Genomic DNA, 24,870 nt, shown 5'->3' on the forward strand with positions numbered 1-24,870 from the left:
CTCCATTCTCACCGGCCGCCCGGCACCTGTCGCCGGGCGGCCGGGACCGGGCCGCTCACCCGTGCTGGTGCAGTCCCCGTCCCGCCAGCGTCAGGAAGGCCTCCCCGACCGCCTCGCTCAGCGTCGGGTGCGGGTGGATGTGCTGGGCGATGTCCTCGGGGGAGGCGTCCCAGGCGACGGCGAGCTGGGACTCCGCGATCATCTCGGAGACGTGCGGGCCCACCAGATGCACGCCCAGTACCCGCCCGGCGGGGCCGGGTTCGGCGACGACCTTCACCATGCCGCCCTGACCGTGCACCATGCCCTTGGCCGTGGCGGTCAACGGCAGCACATTGGTCACCACCTCGCGCCCGTCGGCCCTGGCCGCCGCCTCGCTCAGCCCGACCGAAGCGGTCTGCGGGCTGGAGTACGTCACACGCGGCACCGCCGCGTAGTCCACCGGACGGGGCGAGAGTCCTGCCAGCGTCTCCGCGACCACCAGCCCCTCCGCGAACGAGGCGTGCGCCAGCCCCAGGGAGGGCGGCGGGAGGAGATCGCCGACGACGTGCACACCGGGGACGGCCGTCTCCAGGGTGGTCCAGTCGGCCGGTGGCACATGGCCCCGCTCGTCCGTCGCCACCCCGGCCGCCGCCAGGCCCAGCCCGTCGGTGACCGGGACGCGGCCCACCGCCACCAGCAGCCTTTCTGCCGCCAGGACGGTCTCCGCCCCGCGCGCCGGCCGCACCCGCGCCTCGACCCCCGCGCCCGACCCGCCGGTCCGCCCCGCGTCGGTCCGGTGCGCGTCCACCAGGCGGGCGCCCGTCAGCACGGTGATGCCCCGCTTCTTCAGCGCGCGGGTCAGCTGGCGGCTGACGTCCGCGTCCTCCAGCGGCAGCAGCCGCTCCGCAGCCTCCACCAGGGTGACCTCGGCGCCCATGGAGCGGTGGAACGAGGCGTACTCCACACCGATCGCTCCGCCGCCCAGCACCAGCACGCTGCCCGGCAGCCCGGGAGCGAACAGCGCGTCGTCGCTGGTGACCACGTGCTCCCCGGACGGCTCCAGGCCGGGCAGCGTACGCGGCCGGGAGCCGGTCGCCAGGACGAGACCGCGCCGGGCCGTCCACCGCTCGCGTCCCCCGTGCGCCGCGGTCTCGACGTCGACATGGTGGGGCCCGGCCAGCGTCGCGGTGCCCCGTACGACCGTGACGCCGGCCTTGGACAGCTGGCCTTCCACGCCCTTGTGGTTGCGCGAGACGATGTCGTCGCGGGTGGCGACCAGGGCGCTCCAATCGACGCTGTCCAGCGTGGCCTTGACGCCCCACCGCTCGCGGGCCTCGGCCACCCCGTCGACCAGTTCCGCGGCGTGCAGCATCGCCTTGCTGGGCACACAGCCGCGATGCAGACAGGTGCCGCCGACCAACTCCCGCTCGACGAGGGTGACGCCGAGACCCAGGTGTGCGGCGCGAAGTGCGGTGCTGTAGCCGCCCGTTCCGCCGCCGATGACGATCACTTCTGTGGTGTTCCCACTCATGGCCCCAGCCTCGGCCCCCGTCGGCTGATGAGTCCAACGCAATGATTCTATGGAAGCGATGAGAAGCATTCATGGGAGTTTCGGCCAGCGCCCGGAGGTCGACTGGTGAGTCTGCGGCAGATGGAGTATCTGGTGACGGTCGTCGAGGAGACCTCCTTCACGCGCGCCGCCGAGGCGCTGCACGTCACCCAGTCGGCACTCTCGCACCAGATCAAGGCGCTGGAGCGTGAGGTCGGTGGCCCGCTGCTGGAACGGCTGCCGCGCGGTGTGCGGCTGACCCCCATGGGGCGCGCCTTCCTGCCGGACGCCGAACTCGCCGTCCGCAGCGCCCGCCAGGCCCGCCGTGCGGCCCGCGCCGCGGCCGGTGCGGGCGGCGGCGAGCTGGAGATCGCCACCGTGCACGGGCTGGCGGTCGGCGTCCTGACCGAGGCCGTCGCGCGGATGCGGCAGCTCCACCCGCGGGTGACGCTGCGGCTGCGCGAGTACGCGACGGAGGAGGAACTGCGGGAACGGATGGCACGCGGGGTCGCCGACCTCGCCGTCGGCTACCGGGTCGAGGACTGGCACGGCCCCTGCTGGGAGATCGGCGAGGAGAGGATCGTCCTCGTCGTTCCGCCCGACGACCCGCTGTGCGACCGCCCGGGTGCCAAGGGGGAGCCCGTGGCGCTGGAGGAACTGGCCGACCGCGGCTGGGTGCGGTGCGGGATGGAACCCTGGATCGAGGGCCGGCCCTTCGTCGACCTGGTCTGCGGCCGGGCCGGTTTCGTCCCGCACACCGCCCTGCGGGTCGAGCACCCGACGACGGCGGCCCGGATGGCCGCGGCCGGCGCGGGCATCTGTCTCGTCTCGGCGCATCTGACTCCTGCCCTCGTGCCCGCCCGGCAACTGGTGGACATCGGCCCGCCCTGGCGCCGCCCGCTCACCGCCTTCTGCCGCTCCCGGCCGACCGGGGCGGCGGAGGCCTTTCTGCGCGTACTGCGGCGAGAGCAGCCGCCCGGCGACCGGCCCGGCTAGCTCCGGCTAGACCCGGCGTTCGAGCAGGGCCACCGGTGCGCTCCGGAAGAGGTGGCTCAACAACACGGTGCCGGACAGTTCGCGCGTGCTGCTGCCATCTGCGAGGGCGTCCCGCCAGGTGCCCTCAGGCAGCGTCAGGCTCGTGGTGCCCCAGCCGCCGTGCCGGTGCACACGCAACGACAGCCGGGTGACCGCGACCAGCACCGCACCGGTCCGTACGAACGCCACGCAGTGCGCGGCCTGCTCGCCCTGGGCGTACAGCGGTTCGTACGCGGACGCGGCCCTGGACAGGAACAGCTCCGGGCGGTCGGCGCGCAGCCGCAGCGCAGTTGCCGTCAGCCGCGCCTTCTCCGTGTCCAGCAGACCGCGTCCGTGCCGCTCGCCCAGCACCGCCGGATCCCGGTTGTCGGGGTCCACGAGCGCCCGGTAGGTGTGCTCGGTGCCCTGGTACAGATCGGGCACGCCGGGCATCGTCAGCTGCACCAGTGCGGCCCCCAGCACGTTGGCCCGCACATGAGGGGCGAGACCGGCAGCGAAGGCGGCCGTCGCAGGTGCGTCCGCGCTGTCGCGCTGGGCGGTGACGAAGTGCTCGACGGCGGCCTCGTACTCCGCGTCCGGCTCCGTCCAGGTGGTGCGCAGCCCCGCTTCCCGTACCGCCTTCAGCAGGGCGGGCACCAGCCGTTCGGGCGGCGGCGGGAACACGCCGAGGGCGAGCGCGGTCTGCCGGTACACCCAGGCCGTGTGGCGGTCGGGCGCCGCCGAGGTGTCGGTCCGCGCCAGCAGTTCGGCCCACTGACCTGGGCACTCGCTCAGTACGGCCAGTGCGGCGCGGGCGTCACCGCTGCGTTTGGTGTCGTGTGTGGACAGCACCACGCCCGATGTGGGCCGCTCCCGCTGCATACGGGCGCAGTACGCGTGGAACCGCTCGGGCGGCACTGCCGGGCTGCCCGGCTCGCCGCCCACCTCGCACGCCGACAGCAGCGGCACATAGCGGTAGAAGGCCGCGTCCTCCACCGACTTGGCGCGCAGCGCGGAGGACAACTGCGCGAACCGCACCGGGAACCGCCTGCTGTCCGTGCCGGACCCGGTCGAGGCGTCGCCCAGCGCGAGCCGCAGTACGGCGTCCACCGCCGCGGCCTCCTCCGCCGGCCGGAAAACCTCGCGGGCCCCTGCCGCGGCGCGCTCCAGCAGCGCGGCGTCCTCCGGCCCGGCGGGAGCGCCGTGCGCGGTGTACGGGCGGTACACCGGCAGCCGCACCAGCAGCTCGCACAGCGCGGTCCGCAGCGCCCAGGGCGCGTGGTCGTGCAGCGCCAGGTCCGGGGACGCGGCACACGCCCGGACGGCGGTACGGGTCAGCCGTTCCGTCTCGGCGGCCAGGTCGTGGGTCAGCACGCGACGGGCGGCGCGCTGCCGGGTCGCCTCCCACTCGCCCCCCAGGTCCGCCGGCACCCCGGTGAACGCCCGGTACGCCTCGACCAGTTCGCGGTGGCCGTGCGGGTCGGTGAAGAGCCCGTCCACGTGCCGGAGCGCGTCGTACCCCGTCGTGCCCGCCACCGGCCAGTCGCGGGGCAGCGCTTCCCCGTCGGCGAGGATCTTCTCCACGACCGTCCAGCGGCCCCCGCTCTGCTCGTGCAGCCGCCGCAGATAGCCGCCCGGATCGGCGAGACCGTCCGGATGGTCGACGCGCAACCCGTCGATGACGCCCTCGCGCAGCAGCTGGAGCACCTTGCGGTGGGTGGCCGCGAACACCTCCGGGTCCTCGACCCGTACCCCGATGAGCCCGGAAATGGTGAAGAATCGACGGTAGTTGAGCTCGCTCCTGCCCAGCCGCCACCACGCCAGGCGGTAGTGCTGCGCCGCGCACAGTTCGGGCAGCGGCAGCTGCTCGGTGCCCTCGCGCAGGGGCAGCACGTGATCGTGGTAGCGCAGGGTGCCGTCCTTGACCCGCATCCCGGGCAGCGCCTCGTGCAACCGCTCCCCGAGCACCGGCAGCAGCACCCGCCCGTCGCCCGCCGCCCAGTCGATGTCGAACCAGCGCGCCCAGGGGGAGGCGGGGCCCTGGCGCAGCACCTCCCACAGCGGGCGGTTCAACCGGGTGTCGGAGGGGACGGCCATATGGTTCGGCACGATGTCCAGGACCAGCCCCAGCCCGTGGGCGCGGGCGGTGGCCGCCAGCGCCCGCAGCCCGCGCTCGCCCCCCAGCTCCCGGCGCACCGAGCCGTGCTCGGTCACGTCGTAGCCGTGGGTGGAGCCCGGCACGGACGTCAGCACGGGGGACAGGTGCAGATGCGAGACGCCGAGCCGCGCCAGGTAGGGGACGGCGCGCTCGGCGGCGGCGAACGGGAAGTCCGGCTGGAGCTGGAGGCGGTAGGTCGCCGTGGGCGTGGCCGCCGACGGAGTGCCCTCACATGTCATATGAGCCCTCTTTCCCGGCCGGGGACGCCCTCAGACGGGAAAGCAGGGGCCGCACCGTCGGTCACACCGGGCGTTGCAGCACCGCCATGCTGCGGGACTCCAGGGGCAGCTGCGCGCCCGCGGCCACCTTCGGGCCCCCTCCTTGCACGTAGGTCTCCTCCTGGGCGGTGTCGACGACGACCTCCCACTCCCGGCCGTGGTTGACCGGGATCACGAAGTCCACCGGCTCGTGGTGGGCGTTGAACAGCAGCAGGAACGAGTCGTCCGTGATGCGCTCCCCGCGCTCGCCCGGCTCGGAGATGGCGTTGCCGTTGAGGAAGACGGTCAGGGAGCGGGTGTGGGCGGCCTGCCAGTCGCGCTGGGTCATCTCGGCGCCCTGCGGGGTGAACCAGGCGACGTCGGAGAGCTCGTCGTGGGTGCCCTCCATGGGCCGCCCGTGGAAGAAGCGGCGGCGGCGGAAGACGGGGTGGTCGCGCCGCAGCCACACCATGGCGCGCACGAAGTCGCACAGCGCCTGGTCGGGCGCACCGGACCAGTCGGTGGGGGCACCGTCGCCCGGCCACCGCACCCAGGCCAGCGGGCCGTCCTGGCAGTAGGCGTTGTTGTTGCCGTGCTGTGTGCGGCCGAACTCGTCGCCGTGGCTGAGCATCGGCACACCCTGGGACAGCATCAGCGTGGCGATCAGGTTCCGCTTCTGCCGGCGCCGCAGTGCCACCACCGAGGCGTCGTCCGTGGGCCCCTCGGCGCCGCAGTTCCAGGATCTGTTGTAGCTCTCCCCGTCGCGGTTGTCCTCGCCGTTGGCCTCGTTGTGCTTGTCGTTGTACGAGACCAGGTCGTGCAGGGTGAATCCGTCGTGGCAGGTGACGAAGTTTATGGAGGCCAGCGGGCGGCGTCCGTCGTCCTGGTAGAGGTCGGAGGAGCCGGTGAGCCGGAAGCCGAACTCGGCCATGGCACGCGGTTCGCCCCGCCACAGGTCGCGTACGGTGTCGCGGTAGCGCCCGTTCCACTCGGTCCACAGGGGCGGGAAGTTGCCCACCTGGTAGCCGCCCTCGCCCAGGTCCCACGGCTCGGCGATCAGCTTCACCTGGCTGACGACGGGATCCTGCTGCACCAGGTCGAAGAAGGAGGAGAGCCGGTCGACCTCGTGGAACTGCCGCGCCAGGGTGGCGGCCAGATCGAAGCGGAAGCCGTCCACGTGCATCTCCAGCACCCAGTAGCGCAGCGAGTCCATGATGAGCTGGAGGACGTGGGGGCTGCGCATCAGGAGTGAATTCCCCGTGCCCGTCGTGTCCAGGTAGTAGCGCCGATCGTCCGCGAGGCGGTAGTACGAGGCGTTGTCCAGTCCCCGGAAGGAGAGCGTGGGGCCGAGGTGGTTGCCTTCCGCCGTGTGGTTGTAGACGACGTCGAGGATGACCTCGATGCCTGCCTCGTGCAGCGCGCGCACGGCGTGTTTGAACTCCTGCACCTGCTGGCCGCGCTCGCCCCAGGAGGCGTAGGCGTTGTGCGGGGCGAAGAAGCCGATGGTGTTGTAGCCCCAGTAGTTGCTCAAACCCGCCTCGGCGAGCCGGTGGTCGGTGACCGACTGGTGCACCGGCATCAGCTCCAGCGCGGTGACGCCCAGCTGCGTCAGATGGGCGATGACCGCGGGGTGCGCCAGCGCCGCGTAGGTGCCGCGCAGCTCGTCCGGCAACTGCGGGTGCAGCATGGTGAGGCCCTTCACATGTGCCTCGTAGAGCACCGTGCGGTGGTAGTCGGTGCGCGGCGGGCGGTCGTCGCCCCAGTCGAAGTAGGGGTTGATCACCACGGAGGTCATGGTGTGCGGTGCGGAGTCGAGGTCGTTGCGCCGCTCGGGGTCGTCGAAGTGGTAGCCGAAGACGGCCTCGTTCCAGTCGACCGAGCCGCTGATGGCCTTCGCGTACGGATCGAGCAGCAGTTTGGCGCTGTTGCAGCGCCGGCCGTTCTCCGGCGTGTACGGGCCGTGGGCGCGGAAGCCGTAGCGCTGGCCGGGCAGCACCCCGGGCAGATAGGCGTGCCGTACGAACCCGTCCGACTCGCGCAGCTCGACCGCCGTCTCCGAACCGTCCTCGTGCAGCAAGCACACCTCTACGCGCTCCGCCGCCTCGGAGAAGACGGCGAAATTGGTGCCCGCGCCGTCGTAGTTGGCCCCCAAGGGGTACGCGTGTCCCGGCCAGACCTGCATAGGAGTGTCTCTTCCCCATCGACGTGTCGCTACCGCACCGCGGCGGGCGCGGTGGGCCCCGTCGTCATCTTCCCCCGTCCGCCGGTGCGGTTACCGGAAGTTGACAGGGGTTCCGGGTGCACCTGTCGGACGGCCGCAGTAGTCTTCCTTGATCGAACAGCGGGGGCCGAGACCGGGCGTGGAAGGCGGTGCGCAGTTGGGCGCGGGAGGGCTTGAACTCCCCCCAGGCGACGGCGGTGAGGGGCCGGAAGGCGGTGGTGCCGCCTCGGAGGCCGGAACGGCGGACGATCCCATGGGCGGGCTGGGGACGGGAGGACCGCCCGGCCGGAGGCTGGGGGAGGCGGGGCTGCAACCCGGCGCCGTCCCGCTGGCGCGCCCCATGGAGATCGGCGCGGACGTGGGCTGGAGCGAGGACGACTGGGCCGAGGTACGCACCAGGGCGCAGCGCGCCGGGCGCGCCTACGTCTGGCTGAACCTGGTCGAACAGCGGACGCGGGCCGTCGTCGCCGCCGTACTGCGGCCGATCTACGAACCCGTCCACGGCGAGGAGTGGGTGATCGCCGCGGCCGGACCGGCGGGGCAGGAGTGGGTGCAGCGGGCCGCGGCCGTACGGGAGGTCAGCCGGCGCAAGGGCTATCTCCTGGACCCCGCCGACGACACCCTCATCTCGTTCCTGACGCTGCCGCAGCTGCGCGAGTTGATGGTGCAGCACTGGCCCTGCTTCGAGCCGTACTTCGACGACCGGCGCGAGGTGGAGCTGGCGCTGGACGAACTGGAGGTGGCGCGCAGCGCCGTGGCGCGCAACCGCGCGCTGTCCGAGACGGTGCTCGCACAGGCCGAGCGGATGTGCCGGCGGCTGCTGGAGTTGCTGGGGACCGTGCCCGAGGGGGCGGCCGCGGTCGGCCGGCTGCCGGTCGACGCCGTGGAGGAGCTGGTCGGGGACCGCTTCGCCGATGTGGTCGGTGTGCACGCCGACCGGGTGCGGCTCCAGCGGCAGCTCCCCGCCGAGGACCTGTTCGGCGGGGCGCGACGGCTGGACGCCATCGGGATCGGGCTCAATCTGCTGGTGCAGAACTACAGCGGGCGGCGGCTGGTGCGGCTGGCCGAGGCGGGCTGCCGGGTGCGGCTGCTGTTCCTCAACCCGGCCAGCAGCGCCGTGAAGCGGCGGGAGCGGGAGCTGGGCCTCAAGCGGGGCGAACTGGCCCGCTCGGTGGAGACCAACATCCTCCATATGCGGCGGGTCCGCTCCCGGCTGCGGGACCAGGCGGCCTTTGAGATCCATGTCTTCGACGAGACCCCGCGGTTCACCGCGTACATGGTCGACGGGGACGGCCCCGACGGGTTGGCAGTCGTCCAGTCGTATCTGCGCGGCGCGCGGGGGATGGAGACGCCCGTCTTCGTGCTGCGCGGTCCCGGTCGTACGGTCTCGCCGGCCGCCCGCGACGAGTCGGAGGGGGCGCTCTTCCCCGCCTACCGTGAGGAGTTCGAGTCGTTCTGGGCGGACTCGCGGCCGGTGTCGTAGATGTGCGGCAGCAGGCGGCCACCCCCGTGTGTCGTGTGTGTCACAGTCCCCCAAGTCCCTTGAGCCACACCGGGCAATCCGACAGTGTTTCGAACGATCCATCGACGGATCGGCTCGACCGCACACTTCGGAGGACTTCCTCGGCATGGCACAACACGGGGCACGCCACACCAAGCGCCGGATATCCCTCGCGATCGGCGCCGCCGTCGCCGTCGCGGGGGGAGCGACACTGCTGACCCTCCCAGCCGGTGCCGCACCTGCCGAGGGCACCGTCCTGGGGGCCGGCGCGAAGGGCGCGGTCAAGGGCGACTACATCGTGCTGCTCAAGGGCGACCCCGCCAAGGGCACCGGGGCCAGGGCGGCCACGGAGGCCGAGGACCTGTCCGACGAGTACGGCGGCAAGGTCGAGCACACCTACCACACCGCGCTCAACGGCTACTCCACCAAGGGGCTCAGCGCCGAGGACGCCCGGCGGCTGGCGGCCGACGACAAGGTGGCCAAGGTCGTCCAGGCCCGGGTGATCACCGGACAGGCCACCCAGACCGATCCGCCCTCCTGGGGACAGGACCGGGTCGACCAGGCGGCCAAGACGCTCGACAAGAAGTACGGCTACCCCGACAGCGCCGGTTCGGGCGTGCGGGCGTACGTCGTCGACAGCGGCGTGCGCGTCAGCCACCAGGACTTCGGCGGCCGGGCCGTCAACGGCTACGACGTCGTGGACGGCGACAAGACCGCGCAGGACGGCGCCAACCACGGCACACACGTCTCCGGCACCATCGCGGGCACCAAGTACGGCATAGCCAAGAAGGCGAAGATCGTCGCCGTGCGCATCCTCGGCAACGACAACAGGGGCACCACGGCCGACGCCGTCGCCGGGATCGACTGGATGATCAAGGACCACAAGGCCAAGGGCGGCCCGGCCGTGGCCAACATGAGCATCGGCGGCTTCAAGGACTACGCGCTGGACGAGGCCGTCGAACGAGCTGTCGCCGCGAACATCACCTGCGTCGTCGCGGCCGGCAACGACAGCGGTGACGCCTCCGCCGCCTCCCCGGCCCGGGTGCCCCAGGCCATCACGGTGGCAGCCAGCGACCAGCAGGACCGGCAGACGGACTTCTCCAACTACGGCAAGAGCGTCGACCTGTACGCCCCCGGCATCGACGTCGTCTCGGCCAGCAACAGGAGCGACACCGCCTCCATGGCCGGCTGGGGCACCTCCATGGCCACCCCGCACGTCTCGGGCGCCGCCGCCCTCTATCTGAGCCGGCACAAGACGGCCACTCCCGCGCAGGTCGCCAAGGCGCTGACGGACGGCGCGACCAAGTCGGCGATCACCAACCCGAGCACCGGCACGCCCAACAAGCTGCTGCGCGTGCCCAAGTAACGCTCATTCACGGTCATTTCTGACCGACGCCCGTGCGTAACCCCGGATTTCCGGGTAAGCGCCCACCAGGCCCGCCGCGCCCTCCCCCCACGGGGCACGGCGGGCCGCTCCCGTACCGGCGCCGCTTCGACAGCCGCTACGCGGCTGCCGCTTGTGCGGTCCTTCGCCGACCGGCCACGGCCGTGTAGCGCTCGATCACCACCCGGGCCACCTCCGGCGCCGCGCCCAGTGCCGGGGCGAGTACGTCGGCTCCGGCCTCGTGGGCTCCGGCCGCGATGCGGTCGGGGAGGCGGCCGGGGGCCAGCACATAGGGGGCGACGGCGACCCGGCGGGCTCCGGCGGCGCGCAGGTCCCGCACGGCGTCCGCCGTGCGGGGTCGAGCAGCGGAGGCGAACGCAGGCCGCACGGCACACCAACCGGTGGTACGCCGCCACTCCCGCGCGATTTCAGCGATCACTGCGCTCGCCTCCGGGTCCGAGGAACCGGCGGACGCCAGGACGACGCCGGTCGAGTGCGCGTCGCCGGGGGGCAGCCCGGCCGCGCGCAGCCGCCGCTCCAAGGCGGCGGTCAGCAGGGGGTGCGGGCCCAGTACGTCGGCCTGCTGGACGGTCAGGTCCGGCAGCGCGGACGTCACCTCGGCCAGTACCCCCGGAATGTCGGTCTTGGCGTGGAAGGCACGGGTGAGCAGGAGCGGGACGGCCACGACCTCGCGGGTCCCGGCCGCGTACAGCCGTCCCAGCGCCCCGTGCACCGACGGCGCGTCGAAGTCCAGGTAGCTTGCCGCCACCCGGACGCCGGGCAGCCGCCGCCGTACCCGGGTGGTGAGCGCGCCGATCGTCGCGGCGTGTCTGGGGTCCCGGCTCCCGTGCGCGACGAGCAGCAGTGCGGGTGGCCGCGGGCCGGCGGGGTCCAGTGGTGCGGGGTACATCAGCGCAGCAGCCCCCGGTGGCGCAGGACGCGCCGCTCGACGGGCGCGAAGATGAGCAGTTCGATGCCGATGCCCACCAGCAGGATGAGCAGAATCGCCCCGAGCACCAGCGGCATGTCCTGGTAGGAGCGTCCGGTCTCCAGCAGCCGGCCCAGACCGGCGCCCAGCTCGGGGGAGGTGGCGATGAGTTCGGCCGCCATCAGGGAGCGCCAGGAGAACGCCCAGCCCTGCTTGAGGCCCGAGATGTAGCCCGGCAGCGCGGCGGGCAGCAGCACATGCCGTACGCCCCGCACTCCTGTCGCGCCGAGGACCTTTCCGGCGCGCAGATGCAGCGGATCGATCCGGTCCACGCCTGCGACCAGCCCGTTGGCGATGGAGGGGACGGCGCCGAGCAGTACCACCGCGTAGATCGTGGCGTCCGTCAGCCCGAACCAGATGATGGCGGCGGGCACCCACGCCACCGACGGCAGCGACTGCAGCCCCGACAGTATCGGCCCGATCGCCGCGCGTACCGGTCGCACCCGCGCCACCAGCAGCCCCAACGGTGTACCGACCGCCAGCGCCACCACGAAGCCCAGCGCGCCCCGTGAGACGCTCTGCCAGATGATGCTGAGGATGGTGCCCTTGTACCACTCCTCGGCCAGCGCGTCCCACACCATCAGCGGGCTCGGCAGCTGGTAGTCGGGCTTCAGGTCCAGCGCGAACGCGGTCTGCCACAGCCCCAGTACCAGGGCGACGGCCACCAGCGGCGGCAGCGCCTTGCGGCGCAGCAGGACCGGCAGCGGTGTGCGGGTCGCGGTGCGGGTGTCGAGCGCGTCGAGGCCCGCCTCCAGTCCGGCCAGGTCGCTGCCGGCCTCGCGGCCCTTCGCCGGGGCGGCGGTGGCGTCTGAGGCAGCACCCTCTGCGGCGGCACCCTCTGTGGCAGCGGCCCCTGCGGCGGACGCCACCCGTTCGTCGTCGGCTTTCGGCTGTGTCTCAGTGCTGGCCATGGCGGCGGATCTCCCCCCGGAGCTGTTCGGTGATCTCGACGGACAGTCCGGCCACGTCCGCGTCCTCGATCCGGCGCGGGTGCGGGATGCCGACCTGCCACTCCCGGGCGATCCGCCCGGGCCGGGAGGAGAGCAGCACGACGCGCTCGGCCAGGCGTACGGCCTCCCGGACGTTGTGCGTGACGAACAGGACGGCGACGTCCGTCTCCGACCAGATGCGGGTCAGCTCCTCGTGCAGGACGTCCCGGGTGATGGCGTCCAGCGCGGCGAACGGCTCGTCCATCAGCAGCAGCTTGCTGTCCTGCGCCAGCGCGCGGGCCAGCGCGACCCGCTGCCGCATCCCGCCGGACAGCTCGTGCACCCGCTTGCGGTGCGCGCCCTTGAGCCGTACGAGCTCCAGCAGCCGCTCGGCCTCGGCCGGGCGCTCCGCCTTGGGCATGCCGCGCAGCTTGAGCGCCAGCTCGATGTTCTTGCCCGCCGTCAGCCACGGGAAGAGCGCGTGCTCCTGGAACATCAGCGCCGGGCGGCCACCGGGCACCTCGACGGTGCCCGAGGTGGGGGTGTCGAGCCCGGCGACGAGGTTGAGCAGCGTGCTCTTGCCGCATCCCGACGCGCCCAGCAAGGTGACGAACTCGCCGTCGGCGACATCGATGCTGATGTCGTCCAGCACCTGCTGCCGGCCGAACGTCTTGGAGACGTTGGCGATACGGGCGGCAGCGGCGCGCCTGGTCGTTGTCACGGTCACCGGTTCACCTCCTGCAGTGGTCATCGGCTCTCGTTCCGGCCCAGCCCGGCGTCGCCAGGAGCGGGGCGGCCCTCGCTCTTGAGGACCCGGGTCAGCGGGGTCAGGTCGTAGATCCCGGACAGCCGGGGCTGCTTCAGCAGGCCCACCGAGGCCGCGTGCTCGGCCTGCCGGCGCAAGGTGGCGGCCAGCGGGTCGTCCGTCACATCGATCTGTGCGAACGCGCGGTCGAGCACCTTGCGGGGCAGGGGCTTGCCCGCGTCCCGCCGGAGGGCTTCGTTGAGGTGCTTCTTGGCCGCCTCCGGGTGCGAGCGGATCCACGCGTTCGTCCGCACGGATCCGCGCACCACCGCTTCGACGGCGTCCGGGTGCTTTTCGAGGAAGTCCTGCCGCACCACCAGGTTCGTGGTGACGAACTTGCCGTCCTTCCACAGTTTTTCCTCGTTCAGCAGGACCTTGCCGCCCTTGCTGACGAGTCTGGAGGCGGTCGGCTCGGGCACCCAGGCGCCGTCGATGCCGCCCTGCTGGAAGGTGGTGGGGATCTCCTTGTTGTCCTGTCGCAGTACCGAGGTCGCGCCCTCGCCCGTCTCAGGGTCGATCTTGATGCCCTTGGTCCTGAGGTAGTGCAGCAGGGCGACGTCCTGGGTGTTGCCCAGCTGCGGGGTGGCGATCTTCTTGCCCTTGAGGTCCTTGAGGGAGTCGACCTTCTCGGGGTCGACGACCAGCGAGGCCCCGCCGGAGGTCGCGCCCGCGACGATGCGCAGGTTCTTCCCGCCGGATTGCACATAGCCGTTGATGGACGGCGACGGTCCGACCCACGCCATGTCCACGGCCTTCGCGTTGAGCGCCTCTATCGCGGAGGGGCCCGCGTTGAAGACCTGTGTCCTGACCCGCGTTCCGCCCAGCTCCTGCGGGACGGGTCCGCCCGAGCGCAGCCCCACCAGAGGGGTGGCGTGGGTGACGTTGGGGAAGTAGCCGAGCTTCACCTCGTCCAGCCCGTCGACCTTCTTGCCGCCCACGGGCTCCGGATCGCCGCTCTCGACGGCTTTGGAGCCGTAGCCGCAGCCGGCGGCCAGCAGCAGGGAGGGCACGGCGACCAGGGCGCCCAGAGCGGTGCGGATGCGGCGGACGTGGCGCGGCGGCCGAGGGCTCGGATTGCGGACAGGGGACACGGGGCGTCCTCTCAGGAGGGGATGCGGGACGGGGACCGGGCGTACTCACCTACGCTCGTCACCGCCCACATCGCCCGACTCCGCCCTGGCCGCTGCCGCGTGCGCCGCTGCCGATGCGGCCACCGGTCTGGTCGAAGGTGGAGAAGGCCTCTCCCGGGATGCGGATGCCCATGGTTCAGAAGTCCCAGCCGTCGTCGTCGGGCGCCGCCACGGAAGCCGTCCGGGCGCCGGCGAACGCCTCGCCGGCCATTCCGGCCGTCAGAGTGGAGCCGTCGGCCGGGTCGATCAGCAGGAAGGAGCCGGTGCGCCGCGAGCTCGCGTACGGGTCGACGGGCAGCGGCTCGGCGGTGCGCAGCACGACGCGGCCGATGTCGTTGGCGGCCAGTTCTCCGGGCGCCGGGTGGTGGGAGAGGTCGTCCAGGGTCAGCCGGGAGGGGATCTCCTTGACGATGGCCTTGACGGTGCGGGTGGTGTGCTTGAGCAGCACCCGGTCGCCGGGCCGCAGCGGCCGGTCGTGCAGATGGCAGACGGTCGCGGTCAGATCCTGGCTGGGCCGCACCGATGCTTCGGCCGGGGCGATCAGGTCACCGCGTGAGATGTCCAGGTCGTCGGCGAGCCGGACGGTGACCGACTGGGGTGCCCAGGCCACGTCCACCGATTCCCCCAGCGCGTCGATCGCCTCGATGGTGCTGGAGCGGCCGGAGGGGTGGACGGTGACGCGGTCGCCGACGCGCAGTACGCCGGAAGCCAACTGGCCGGCGTAGCCCCGGTAGTCGCGGTGCTCGGCGGTCTGAGCAGAAGGGGCCGCGCGAAGCGCGTCGTTGTGCGGGCGGGGGCGGGTGACGGGCGGGCGGATGACGTACTGGACGGGGAAGCGGGCCGGGTCGTCGGTGGGGTCGTGGGTGACCGCGACCGTCTCCAGGTGTTCCAGGACGGTCGGCCCGCTGTACCAGTCCATGTGCGCGGAGGGCGTCACCACGTTGTCGCCCTCCAGCGCGGAGATCGGGACGGCGGTCACCTCGGGCACGCCCAGGGAGGTGGCGTAGTCGGAGAACTCGCCCGCGATCCGCGCGAACGTCTCCTCGGCGTAGTCGACCAGGTCCATCTTGTTGACGGCGAGCACCACGTGCGGGACGCGCAGCAGCGCGGCGACGGCGGCGTGCCGGCGGGTCTGCTCGACCACGCCGTTGCGGGCGTCGACCAGGACGACGGCCAGCTCGGCGGTGGAGGCGCCGGTGACCATGTTCCGGGTGTACTGCACATGCCCCGGGGTGTCGGCCAGGATGAACCGGCGCCTGGGGGTGGCGAAGTAGCGGTAGGCCACGTCGATGGTGATGCCCTGCTCGCGCTCGGCGCGCAGCCCGTCGGTGAGCAGCGCCAGGTCGGGTGCTTCCTGGCCGCGTGCCTGCGAGGCCCGGGAGACCGCCTCCAGCTGGTCGGTCAGCACCGACTTGGAGTCGTGCAGCAGGCGGCCCACCAGGGTGGACTTCCCGTCGTCGACGCTTCCGGCGGTGGCGAACCGCAGCAGTGAGGTGGCCGCCAGCGCTTCGGCGGCCTGAGCTGTTCCGGCTGTGGTGCTCATCGTCTAGAAGTAGCCTTCCCGCTTGCGGTCTTCCATCGCGGCCTCGGAGAGCTTGTCGTCGGCCCGGGTGGCGCCGCGCTCGGTCAGCCGGGAGGCCGCGATCTCGGCGATCACCTTCTCCACCGTGTCCGCGTCGGAGTCCACGGCGCCGGTGCAGGACATGTCGCCGACGGTGCGGTAGCGCACCAGTCGGGTCTCCACCCGCTCCTCGTCCTTGGGGCCGCCCCACTCGCCGGGGGCGAGCCACATCCCCGAGCGGGAGAAGACCTCCCGCTCGTGCGCGTAGTAGATCGAGGGGAGTTCGATCTTCTCCCGCGCGATGTACTGCCACACGTCCAGCTCGGTCCAGTTGGACAGCGGGAAGACCCGCACATGCTCGCCGGGAGCGTGCCGCCCGTTGTAGAGCTGCCACAGCTCGGGGCGCTGCCTGCGGGGGTCCCAGCCGCCGAACTCGTCGCGCAGCGAGAAGACGCGCTCCTTGGCCCGGGCCTTCTCCTCGTCCCGGCGTCCGCCGCCGAAGACCGCGTCGAAGCGGTGCTCGTTGATGGCCTCCAGCAGCGGCAGCGTCTGCAGCGGGTTACGGGTGCCGTCCGGGCGCTCGCGCAGGGTGCCCGCGTCGATGTAGTCCTGCACCGAGGCGACGTACAGCCGCAGTCCGTGCTCGGCCACCGTCTCGTCCCGGAAGCGCAGCACCTCGGGGAAGTTGTGCCCGGTGTCCACGTGCAGCAGCCCGAAGGGCAGCGGCGCCGGGGCGAAGGCCTTCAGCGCCAGGTGCAGCATGACGATCGAGTCCTTGCCGCCGGAGAAGAGGATCACCGGGCGCTCGAACTCTCCCGCGACCTCGCGGAAGATGTGCACCGCCTCCGACTCCAGCGCGTCCAGGTGGGTCAGCGCGAAGGGGTTGTCGATCTCCTCCGGCGCGGTCACCGCCGTGGTCATAGCAGTCCCCTCTCCTTCAGCAAGGTGTGCAGCGTGCCGGCCGATTCGGCCACGTCACGTCCGTGTGTCTCCAGGCGCAGGTCCGGGTCGGCCGGCTCCTCGTACGGGTCGTCGACACCCGTCAGTCCCGTCAGTTCGCCGGTGGCCTGCTTGGCGTACAGGCCCTTCACATCGCGCTGCGAGCACACCTCGACCGGTGTGGCCACGTGCACCTCCAGGTAGGGCGTGCCCTCGGCCATGTGCCGCTTGCGCACCGCCTCCCGGCTGTCGGCGTACGGTGCGATGACCGGTACCAGCGTGATCACCCCGTGCGAGGCCAGCAGTTCGGAGACGAAGCCGATGCGCTGCACGTTGGTGTCCCGGTCGGTACGGGAGAAGCCGAGTCCGGCGGAGAGGAAGGTGCGGATCTCGTCGCCGTCCAGTACCTCGACCCGGCGTCCCTCGCCGCGCAGCCGCTCGGCGAGCGCCGTGGCGATCGTCGTCTTGCCCGCGCTGGGCAGGCCGGTCAGCCATACCGTGGCGCCGCGTGCTCCGCTCATCGGTCTCCCCTGCTCGTCTGGTTCGGTCGCTTTGTCCCTGATACCCCCGTTGTCACTGGTGCAGCCCGCACTCGGTCTTGCCGCGGCCTGCCCAGCGCCCGGCGCGTGCGTCCTCGCCCGCCAGCACCCGGCGGGTGCAGGGGGCGCAGCCGATGGAGGCGTAACCGTCGGACAGCAGCGGATTGGTCAGTACGCCGTGCTCGGCGACGTACTCGTCCACGTCCTGCTGGGTCCAGCGGGCGATGGGGGAGACCTTGACCTTCTGCCGCTTCTCGTCCCAGCCGACCACCGGGGTGTTCGCCCGGGTCGGGGATTCCTCGCGGCGCAGGCCCGTGGCCCAGGCGTCGTAGTCGCGCAGTCCCTCCTCCAGCGGCTGCACCTTGCGCAGCGCGCAGCACAGATCGGGGTCGCGGTCGTGCAGCCTGGGGCCGTGCTCCGCGTCCTGCTGGGCGACCGACCGGCGGGGGGTGAGGGTGATGACCTCGACGTCCATGACGGCCTTGACCGCGTCGCGGGTGCCGATGGTCTCGGGGAAGTGGTAGCCGGTGTCGAGGAAGACGACGCGTACGCCGGGGAAGACGCGGGAGGCCAGATGCGCGACCACGGCGTCCTCCATGGAGGAGGTCACGCAGAACCGGTGCCCGAAGGTGTCGGCGGCCCAGCGCAGTACCTCCAGCGCGTCGGCCTCCTCGAAGTCGCGGCCCGCCTGTTCGGCCAGCGAACGCAGCTGGTCGGCAGAGCGCTGCCGGGCTATGTGCGCGGTGCTCATCAGAGGGGTTCCTCTCCATCGGAGTGTGCCGGGCGCAGCCCGGAGGCGAGCAGCCCGAGGAACTTCAGCCGGAACGCCCGGTTGCAGGCGGAGCACTCCCACGCCCCGGGACCTTCCTCACTGGGGCGCAGATCCTCGTCCCCGCAGTACGGGCAGTAGAACGGTGCGGCCCTCTCACTCACTTGAGATCACTCTCCGCCGCCCGTGCCGCCCACTGGGCGAACCGTTCGCCGTCCTCGCGCTGGGCCTGGAAGGCGCGCAGCACGCGTTCGATGTAGTCGGGAAGCTGCTGGGCGGTCACCTTCAGCCCGCGCACCTTGCGGCCGAAGCCGGGCTCCATGCCCAACGAGCCGCCCAGGTGCACCTGGTAGCCCTCGACCTGGTTGCCGTCGGCGTCGGTGACCAGCTGGCCCTTCAGCCCGATGTCCGCGACCTGGATGCGGGCGCAGGAGTTGGGGCAGCCGTTGAGGTTGATGGTGACGGGCTGGTCGAAGCCGGGGAGCCTGCGCTCCAGTTCGTCGATCAGCCAGGAGCCGCGGCCCTTGGTCTCCACGATGGCCAGCTTGCAGAACTCGATGCCGGTGCACGCCATCGTCCCGCGCCGGAAGACGGAGGGCCGGGTGGTCAGGTCGAGTGCCTCCAGGCCCTCGGCCAGCGACTCGACCTGGTCCTGCTCGACGTCGAGCACCAGCATCTTCTGCTCGACGGTGGTGCGCACCCGCCCCGACCCGTGGGCCTCGGCCAGGTCGGCGATCTTGCTGAGGGTCGCACCGTCGATCCGGCCCACCCGCGGGGCGAAGCCCACGTAGTAGCGGCCGTCCTTCTGCTCGTGCACGCCGATGTGGTCGCGCCACTGCTGGGCGGGCTGCGCGGGTGCCGGGCCGTCGATCATCTTGCGCAGCAGGTACTCGTCCTCCAGCACCTGCCGGAACTTGTCCGGGCCCCAGTCGGCGACCAGGAACTTCAGCCGGGCGCGGTTGCGCAGCCGCCGGTAGCCGTAGTCGCGGAAGATGCCGGTGACGCCCTCGTGGACGTCGGCGACCTCCTCCAGCGGCACCCAGGCGCCCAGCCGCACGCCCAGCTTGGGGTTGGTGGACAGCGCGCCGCCGACCCACACGTCGAAGCCGGGCCCGTGCTCGGGGTGTTCCACGCCGACGAACGCCACGTCGTTGATCTCGTGCGCGACATCCAGCAGGGGCGAGCCGGAGACGGCCGTCTTGAACTTGCGGGGCAGGTTGGAGTAGGCGGGGTTGCCGACGACGCGGCGGTTGATCTCCTCGATGGCGGGGGTGCCGTCGATGATCTCGTCGGCCGCGATGCCCGCGACGGGCGAGCCGAGGATCACGCGGGGGGTGTCGCCGCAGGCTTCGGTGGTGGACAGCCCGACGCCCTCCAGCCGCCGCCAGATCTCCGGCATGTCCTCGATGCGGATCCAGTGGAACTGCACGTTCTGCCGGTCGGTGATGTCGGCGGTGCCGCGGGCGAACTCCTGGGAGATGTCCCCGATGACCCGCAGCTGCCCGGTGGTCAGCCGTCCGCCGTCGATGCGGACGCGGAGCATGAAGTACTCGTCGTCCAGCTCCTCCGGCTCCAGTACGGCGGTCTTGCCGCCGCTGATACCGGGCTTGCGCTGGGTGTAGAGGCCCCACCAGCGCATCCGGCCGCGCAGGTCGGCGCCGTCGATGGACTCGAAACCGCGATGAGCGTAAATCGTCTCAATGCGCGTCCGCACATTGAGACCATCGTCGTCCTTCTTGGTCTGCTCGTTGCCGTTGAGCGGCGTGAAGTGACCAGCGGCCCACTGCCCTTCGCCGCGGTGGCGTCCCGCCTTACGGCGGGCGGGGGCTGGGGGCACCCCCTGCTCGGAGAGCTTGGGGGAGGGGCGCTCGGAGGTGTCGGCCATGGCGGGAGATCCTTCGGGCAGGGGGCGCGGGCACACGTCGGGCGGGTGCGGTCGGGGTGCGCCGGGCGGTCCGGTCTCGTCAAGAGCGGTCGAGGCGCCCGTACGCAGGGGTTTCGGCACCGCTTCCGGGCGGCTCGCCCGCGACGGTGAGGGCGGCGGCTGCGGTTCGGCGATACCGGGTCGGCGTCGGAGGACGTCAGGAGGGGGGTGTCAGAACGGCGGTGCTGTGACTGTCAGCTCGCCGGACAGATGGCGCTGGACACGCGAACGAGGTCGACGTGACGTCGACTCACCAAGGCGATTCCAGCGCGAGACATGACGGAAGCGTCGCACGCGCGTCTGACGTCAGTCCACTGATGTCCGCATGGCGGACAGATGTCGCTCACCTTGTGAGATGCCCTCTTGTGTTGCCGCGGTCGGGGTCCCGCCGCGGGGGCTTGTGGCGTCCTCCGTGTGCGGCCGGGTGCTGGGCTGAGCGCGCCGTTCCCCGCGCCCCTTCGGGCGCCGTCCCGTCTCAGGCACCCGGCCAGGGGCCCGGCGGGGGCACCCGCGGCTCCTGCTTCGTCTCCGTGCGGTACACGCGGAACCCGCGCCGTTCATAGTTGGCCCGCGCGTGGCGACCGTCCAGAGAACAGGTGTGCAACCACACGCGCCGTGTTGCCGGGTGGCCCTCCCGGCGTTCGGCCAGGTCCCAGGCGCGTGCCGTGCCGTAGGAGAGCAGATGGCCGCCGATGCCCCGGCCGCGGAAGGCGGGCAGCAGTCCGAAGTAGCTGATCTCCACCGACCCCGGCTCGCTCGCGCCGTCCAGTTCGACGAACCCGGCGGGGGTGCCCCGTTCGTAGGCGACCCACGTCTCGACGCCCGGGCGGTCCAAGAAGCGCTGCCACTGGTCGTACGTCCACGGCAGCCGGTCGATCCAGGTGTTGTCCGCGCCGACCGAGGCGTACAGGAACCGGCTGAACTCCGGGCTGGGCACCTCGGCGCGCGCGACACCGACCCCGGCGTCGTGGCCGGGTACCCGCGCGGGCGCCAGGTCCGCAGCCGAGGTCTGTTCCAGGTACCAGGTGGTGACGTCCACGGTCGCGCTCATGGGGACAGCCAACCACGCCCGCTCCTCCCCGCTCGGCCGGGCCCCCGCCCGGCTCCGCGCCCGCCCGGGTCTCCTCAGCGGAGCATCCGCAGCCCTCTGACCCGGTTGATCGCGGCGGCCGTCTCGAAGCGCCGGGGCGCGGCGAAATCCTCGTCCCGAATGCTGAGCAGCGGGCCCGTGGGGCCGTCCGCCAGCAGCTCGTCCAGCAGATCGAGGGCCTCGCCGAGGGTCCGCCGCCCGTCCAGCAGCCCGCGCCGCACCATCAGCTCCAGGGCCAGGCCGATCCCGGTGACCTGGCGCGGGTCGGCGATCTGCTCGACGGCGCGCAGATCCACCTCGTGGTCGCCGAAGGAGAGCACGTCCTCGCCCCGCGCCCGGATGCGGGAGCGCCCGCGTACCTCGGCGTCCAGCGACGAGGGGTCGGGCACCCGTGCGACGACGCCGGGGAACGACTCCGCCTCGGCGTGCCGCCCGGTGGGCACCGCCGCGAGCTCGTGCGCCCGCGCGGTGACGTCCGAGGGGCGGTAGGCGTCCATCATCACCACCCGGTCGGCGACCTCCAGATAGTCCCCGGAGCCGCCCATCACCAGCACCGTGGAGACGCCGTGGTCGCGGTGGAGCGAGCGGATGGTGTCCACCAGCGGGGTCAGCGGTTCGCGGTCCTTGGCCACCAGCGACTGCATCCTGGCGTCCCGGATCATCAGGTTCGTCGCCGCGGTGTCCTCGTCGATCAGCAGCACCCGGGCCCCCGCCTCCACGGCCTCGCACAGTGAGGCGGCCTGCGAGGTGGAGCCGGAGGCGTTCTCGGTGGAGAAGTCGCAGGTGTCCGAACCGTCCGGCAGATGGTCGACGAACGCGTGCACATCGACCCGCTCGACCCGGCGGCCGTCCTCGGCGCGCAGCTTCACCGTCTCGTTCCGTGAGACGACCAGCTCGCGCCCGTCGCCCGGCACATGGTCCCAGATGCCGGTCTCCAGCGCGCGCAGCAGCGTCGACTTGCCGTGGAAGCCGCCGCCGACGACGAGGTTCACGCCCTCCGGCACCCCCATGCCGGTCACCGTGCCCGCGTGCGGCAGCTCGACCGTCACCCGCAGCTGGTCGGGGGAGGCGAACGGCACCACACCGCCACCGGTGGCCGGCCGGTCGTCCACGCCGCTGCGGCGCGGCAGCACCGCGCCGTCGGCGACGAACCCCACCAGCCCCAGGCCCGGCAGCACGTCCCGCAGCGTCACCGAGTCCTCGACCGTCTCGACGAAGCGCCGGACCTCGGCCGCGTCCAACACCGCGTAGCGCAGGGCCTGTTCGACCACCCGGGGCAGCACCCGGCACAGCAGCCGCTCGGCCTCCCGCCCGTCGATCCGCCGTCCGTGGCCCGGCAGCGCGGCACCCAGCCGCAGGGTGACCGAGCCGTCCTCGCCGCTGACGGTGCACGAGCTGCGCTCCAGCACCTCCTGCCCGCCCGCGTCCACCCGCAGCGCCTTCTCGCCGCGCACCGTGCGCGCGGCCTGCCGCACCAGGTAGGAGGAGAGTGCGCGGCGCCGGGTCGCGGTGCGCCACAGCTCGGCCGGCAGCGCGGCGAGCTGTGCCGGTACGTGGAGGGCGACCCGGGCGGGCGGCGCGTACGGGTCGGACTGCCCGCGCACCAGCTCCAGCAGCTCCCCGCCGGGCATCTCCCAGCGCCCGACCAACCCCTTGTACCGCCCGTACTGCGCGCCCTCCAGCGCCCGCAGCTCCGCCGCCAGCCCGGTGCGCACGGGGCGCGGACGGTGCTCGTCGTACGCGGAGCGGCCGGGGTGCTCGCGCGGCGGGCCGCCGTGTCCACGCGGCCGGTGCCCGCCGCGCGGCCCTCCGTGGCCGCCGCGCCCGTAGGGCCGCCCGCCGCCGCGCCGCTGCCCGCCGGCTCCCGAGGACTGCTCCCGCACGCCGCTCGCCTGCCTTTCTGTTGTCGGTCGGGTGGTGCGCGGAACCCGACGATACGGTGCCGAACCGACTGCCCCGAAACTCCGCCGGTGGTTCGGCCCGGTACGGACCCGGCCGTGGAAGTCGGTTCCGCGAGGGAATGCTGACCGAGTCCCCAGAAGGGGTCAAATTCCAGCACAGGCCATCTTCTTGGGGAAATCGCCCATATTCTCTCGTCCCATGGGGTTCGCCGCAGGCGAGCCGACCGCGTCCTGGCCGACCACCGGGGCGACGCCCGGCCGACCACCGGGAAAACCAGGAGAGAGGGGGCACCATGTCAGCGCTGCGCTGGGCAGCCGCCCTCGGCAACGCCGACTGGCACCTGGCCGCCCCCCTGCTCGCCGCCCTCGCGACGGCCTGGCACACCGACATCGGCACCGTCACCACGGGCCTCGCCGCCTACTCCCTCGGCCAGGGGCTCGCGCTGCCCCTGTGGGGCTGGCTGGCCGACCGCTACGGGCCCGGGCGCAGTCTGCGCACCGGACTGCTGGTGGCGGCAGCCGCGTCCGTGGGCTCGGCGCTGTGCCCGGGACCCGCCTGGTGGATCGTCCTGCGTACGGCGGCCGGCGCGGGCTTCGCCACCGTCACCCCCTCGGTCTCCCTGTACTACGAGTCGCTGCGCCCCGCGCAGACCAGACAACGCGCGTTTGCCACCCTCACCACCGTCACCGCGGCGAGCGCCATCGCCTCGCCCGTACTCGCGGACACCGTGCTGCGCTGCGGCTCCTGGCGGCCCGCGTTCGCCGTCATCGCCGTCCTCACCGCGGTGACGGTCTGCCGTATCCAGGCCGCCCGCCCCGGCCCCGCGCCCCCGCGGCGGGACCGGGCCCCCGACGAGGTCCCGGGCCCTGCGACCGGACGGCCCGTGGCCGCGTACGCGACCGTGCTCGGACTCGGCGCCGCCGAAGGCGCCGTGATGCTCGGGCTGCCCGCCCTCCTCGCGCCCGCGCTGGCCACCACCGGCGGGCAGGCGTCGACCTCCGCCGTACTGGTCAGCTACGCCCTCGGCGTGCTGTCGAGCACGTTCGTGCTGCGCCGGCACGCGCGGGTCTGGGGCCCCAGGAAGCTGCTGGCCACCGGCGGTTCGACGGGTGTCGCGGGGGCGCTGCTGGCCGCCCTGGTGCCCGGCACGGCTGTACTGATGGTGTGCGCCGCGCTGTTGGGCACGGCGTGGAGCTATCTCCACACCACGCTGCAGACCTGGCTGCCCCGACTGCTGCCCGCCCCGGCCCGGGCCCGCGCCGCGTCGCTCTTCTCCGCCTCCGCCATACTGGCCAGCTCCGCGACGGTGGCGTTGACCACCTCGCTGCTGGAGGAGGGCAGGCACGCCACCGTCTTCGCCGCCGGCGGCGTCCTGTGCGCCGCCCTGACCTGCTGGACGCTGTACGTGGCCCGCCGCTGGCGGTGACCCGCACGCGCCCTTGCCGCTCGCCGTCCCCCACCTGTCGTCCGTCCCCGCCGTCTCAGCCCGGGTCGCCGCCGTCGGGCAGCGGGGCGCCCGACGGCATACCGGCGGCGACGTACGCGTCGTAGCGGGCCTGCCAGTCGGTGGCGGTGCCGTCGTGCGGGCCGGAGGGGGTGCCGCCGCTGAGGAGCTTGGCCAACTCGTCGAGGCACACGTCCCAGCCCGCCGCGTTGCGGGCGGCGGCCTCGCGGCCCTCCAGCACATCGGTGAGGGCCAGTACGCAGCCCTCGCCGCGCCGGCCGATCTCGAACAGGAGCTCGTCGTCGCCCCAGGTGTAGCCCAGCCGCCGCGGCGGGTCGTACTCCAGGACCGTGCCGGAGTGGTCCTCCGCGTACGGGTCGCCGGCGAAGTCGACGCGCCCGCCCACCATCGGCTCGATGTGCACGGTCGGCGAGGGGAACCACGCCGCCATCCGGTTCGGTTCCGTCAGCGCCCGCCACACCTCCTCAGCGCCCACGGCGAACGGGCGCTCCAGCCGTACGGCGGGCAGCCCGTCCCGTTCCACGAAGATCCCCAGCTCCACGTTCATGCCACGTCCACGCCTTTCGCCGGCCGGCTGCCCTGGGCTGCCGTCCCGCCGAGTCTCCTGCCCGGTGGCTGCGTCCGCTCCCCGAGCGGGTCCGTACGGGTGGGACGGGGCCGTCGGAACATTCGGGGCCTTCGGGGTCTTCGGGGCCTTGCTTCGCGGGGGCTCCCGGAGCTCTTCCGGAACGACCCGCGCCGGGCCGGGGAGCGGGCTAGGCTCGCC

At 72.7% G+C, this 24,870-nt stretch carries 21 protein-coding genes; 4 read left to right on the forward strand and 17 right to left on the reverse strand.

The genetic code is table 11. From position 1 onward, the window contains the following. Nucleotides 1-55 precede the first annotated feature (55 nt). Complete coding sequence (gene lpdA / locus JW613_RS17685; RefSeq protein WP_209211789.1) at nucleotides 56-1,510, reverse strand: dihydrolipoyl dehydrogenase; 1,455 nt, start codon at nucleotides 1,508-1,510, stop codon at nucleotides 56-58. Nucleotides 1,511-1,615: 105 nt separating this feature from the next. On the opposite strand from lpdA, the gene JW613_RS17690 reads away from it, so the two are divergent. After that, complete coding sequence (locus JW613_RS17690) at nucleotides 1,616-2,524, forward strand: LysR family transcriptional regulator (RefSeq protein ID WP_307865933.1); 909 nt, start codon at nucleotides 1,616-1,618, stop codon at nucleotides 2,522-2,524. 6 nt (nucleotides 2,525-2,530) lie between these two features. Here JW613_RS17690 and treY read toward each other — a convergent pair whose 3' ends face one another. Together treY and glgX are read right to left on the reverse strand one after the other, a co-directional pair. Beyond that, nucleotides 2,531-4,939 carry a malto-oligosyltrehalose synthase gene (gene treY, locus JW613_RS17695; RefSeq protein ID WP_209211790.1) on the reverse strand — a complete coding sequence of 803 codons (2,409 nt, stop codon included), beginning with the start codon at nucleotides 4,937-4,939 and terminating at the stop codon, nucleotides 2,531-2,533. 61 nt (nucleotides 4,940-5,000) lie between these two features. Continuing rightward, a complete protein-coding gene (glgX, locus tag JW613_RS17700; RefSeq protein WP_209211791.1) occupies nucleotides 5,001-7,139 on the reverse strand; it encodes a glycogen debranching protein GlgX in 2,139 nt (712 codons plus the stop codon). 178 nt (nucleotides 7,140-7,317) lie between these two features. Between glgX and JW613_RS17705 the strand changes: the two genes are divergently transcribed. Next, nucleotides 7,318-8,661: a DUF5919 domain-containing protein gene (locus tag JW613_RS17705; protein WP_209211945.1), complete on the forward strand. Its 1,344-nt coding sequence runs from the start codon at nucleotides 7,318-7,320 to the stop codon at nucleotides 8,659-8,661. A 145-nt stretch (nucleotides 8,662-8,806) separates the two neighbouring features. Beyond that, entirely contained in the window at nucleotides 8,807-10,045 is a 1,239-nt protein-coding gene (locus JW613_RS17710) for a S8 family peptidase (protein ID WP_209211792.1), read from the forward strand. A 136-nt stretch (nucleotides 10,046-10,181) separates the two neighbouring features. Here the strand turns inward: JW613_RS17710 and JW613_RS17715 are convergent, their stop codons facing one another. From JW613_RS17715 to JW613_RS17770, 13 genes are all read right to left on the reverse strand, one after another. Then, entirely contained in the window at nucleotides 10,182-10,973 is a 792-nt protein-coding gene (locus JW613_RS17715) for a sirohydrochlorin chelatase (protein WP_209211793.1), read from the reverse strand. Further along, entirely contained in the window at nucleotides 10,973-11,962 is a 990-nt protein-coding gene (locus JW613_RS17720) for an ABC transporter permease (RefSeq protein ID WP_209211794.1), read from the reverse strand. Before JW613_RS17720 ends, JW613_RS17715 begins: the two co-directional genes overlap by 1 nt. After that, nucleotides 11,949-12,731: an ABC transporter ATP-binding protein gene (locus JW613_RS17725; RefSeq protein ID WP_209211795.1), complete on the reverse strand. Its 783-nt coding sequence runs from the start codon at nucleotides 12,729-12,731 to the stop codon at nucleotides 11,949-11,951. The genes JW613_RS17720 and JW613_RS17725 overlap by 14 nt, the downstream gene beginning before the upstream one ends. Beyond that, a complete protein-coding gene (locus JW613_RS17730; protein ID WP_209211946.1) occupies nucleotides 12,728-13,825 on the reverse strand; it encodes an ABC transporter substrate-binding protein in 1,098 nt (365 codons plus the stop codon). The genes JW613_RS17725 and JW613_RS17730 overlap by 4 nt, the downstream gene beginning before the upstream one ends. A gap of 226 nt (nucleotides 13,826-14,051) precedes the next feature. Then, nucleotides 14,052-15,458 carry a sulfate adenylyltransferase subunit 1 gene (locus JW613_RS17735; protein ID WP_209211796.1) on the reverse strand — a complete coding sequence of 469 codons (1,407 nt, stop codon included), beginning with the start codon at nucleotides 15,456-15,458 and terminating at the stop codon, nucleotides 14,052-14,054. A 3-nt stretch (nucleotides 15,459-15,461) separates the two neighbouring features. After that, nucleotides 15,462-16,397, reverse strand: coding sequence for a sulfate adenylyltransferase subunit CysD (gene cysD, locus JW613_RS17740; RefSeq protein WP_209211797.1), 936 nt, complete (start codon nucleotides 16,395-16,397; stop codon nucleotides 15,462-15,464). Next, nucleotides 16,394-16,936 (reverse strand): adenylyl-sulfate kinase, encoded by a 543-nt coding sequence (gene cysC / locus JW613_RS17745; protein WP_209211798.1) that lies wholly within the window; start codon nucleotides 16,934-16,936, stop codon nucleotides 16,394-16,396. Before cysC ends, cysD begins: the two co-directional genes overlap by 4 nt. A gap of 52 nt (nucleotides 16,937-16,988) precedes the next feature. Further along, complete coding sequence (locus tag JW613_RS17750) at nucleotides 16,989-17,705, reverse strand: phosphoadenylyl-sulfate reductase (RefSeq protein WP_099884946.1); 717 nt, start codon at nucleotides 17,703-17,705, stop codon at nucleotides 16,989-16,991. Continuing rightward, the gene (locus JW613_RS17755; RefSeq protein ID WP_209211799.1) at nucleotides 17,705-17,887 is read right to left on the reverse strand and encodes a hypothetical protein; all 183 of its coding nucleotides are present in this window, start codon (nucleotides 17,885-17,887) and stop codon (nucleotides 17,705-17,707) included. Before JW613_RS17755 ends, JW613_RS17750 begins: the two co-directional genes overlap by 1 nt. Next, complete coding sequence (locus tag JW613_RS17760; protein ID WP_245225884.1) at nucleotides 17,884-19,608, reverse strand: nitrite/sulfite reductase; 1,725 nt, start codon at nucleotides 19,606-19,608, stop codon at nucleotides 17,884-17,886. The genes JW613_RS17755 and JW613_RS17760 overlap by 4 nt, the downstream gene beginning before the upstream one ends. Nucleotides 19,609-19,841: 233 nt before the next feature. After that, nucleotides 19,842-19,925, reverse strand: coding sequence for a putative leader peptide (locus JW613_RS36805; RefSeq protein WP_344569275.1), 84 nt, complete (start codon nucleotides 19,923-19,925; stop codon nucleotides 19,842-19,844). Between the two features lie 197 nt (nucleotides 19,926-20,122). Next, nucleotides 20,123-20,698, reverse strand: a complete 576-nt coding sequence (locus JW613_RS17765; protein WP_209211800.1) for a GNAT family N-acetyltransferase — start codon at nucleotides 20,696-20,698, stop codon at nucleotides 20,123-20,125. A gap of 74 nt (nucleotides 20,699-20,772) precedes the next feature. Then, nucleotides 20,773-22,620, reverse strand: a complete 1,848-nt coding sequence (locus JW613_RS17770) for an ABC-ATPase domain-containing protein (RefSeq protein WP_209211801.1) — start codon at nucleotides 22,618-22,620, stop codon at nucleotides 20,773-20,775. Nucleotides 22,621-22,931: 311 nt separating this feature from the next. On the opposite strand from JW613_RS17770, the gene JW613_RS17775 reads away from it, so the two are divergent. Further along, entirely contained in the window at nucleotides 22,932-24,065 is a 1,134-nt protein-coding gene (locus JW613_RS17775) for an MFS transporter (protein ID WP_209211802.1), read from the forward strand. Nucleotides 24,066-24,120: 55 nt separating this feature from the next. Here the strand turns inward: JW613_RS17775 and JW613_RS17780 are convergent, their stop codons facing one another. Next, nucleotides 24,121-24,651, reverse strand: coding sequence for an SRPBCC family protein (locus tag JW613_RS17780; protein WP_209211803.1), 531 nt, complete (start codon nucleotides 24,649-24,651; stop codon nucleotides 24,121-24,123). Nucleotides 24,652-24,870 lie beyond the last annotated feature (219 nt).

The sequence above is a fragment of the Streptomyces smyrnaeus genome, assembly GCF_017676345.1.
Lineage (GTDB): Bacteria > Actinomycetota > Actinomycetes > Streptomycetales > Streptomycetaceae > Streptomyces > Streptomyces smyrnaeus.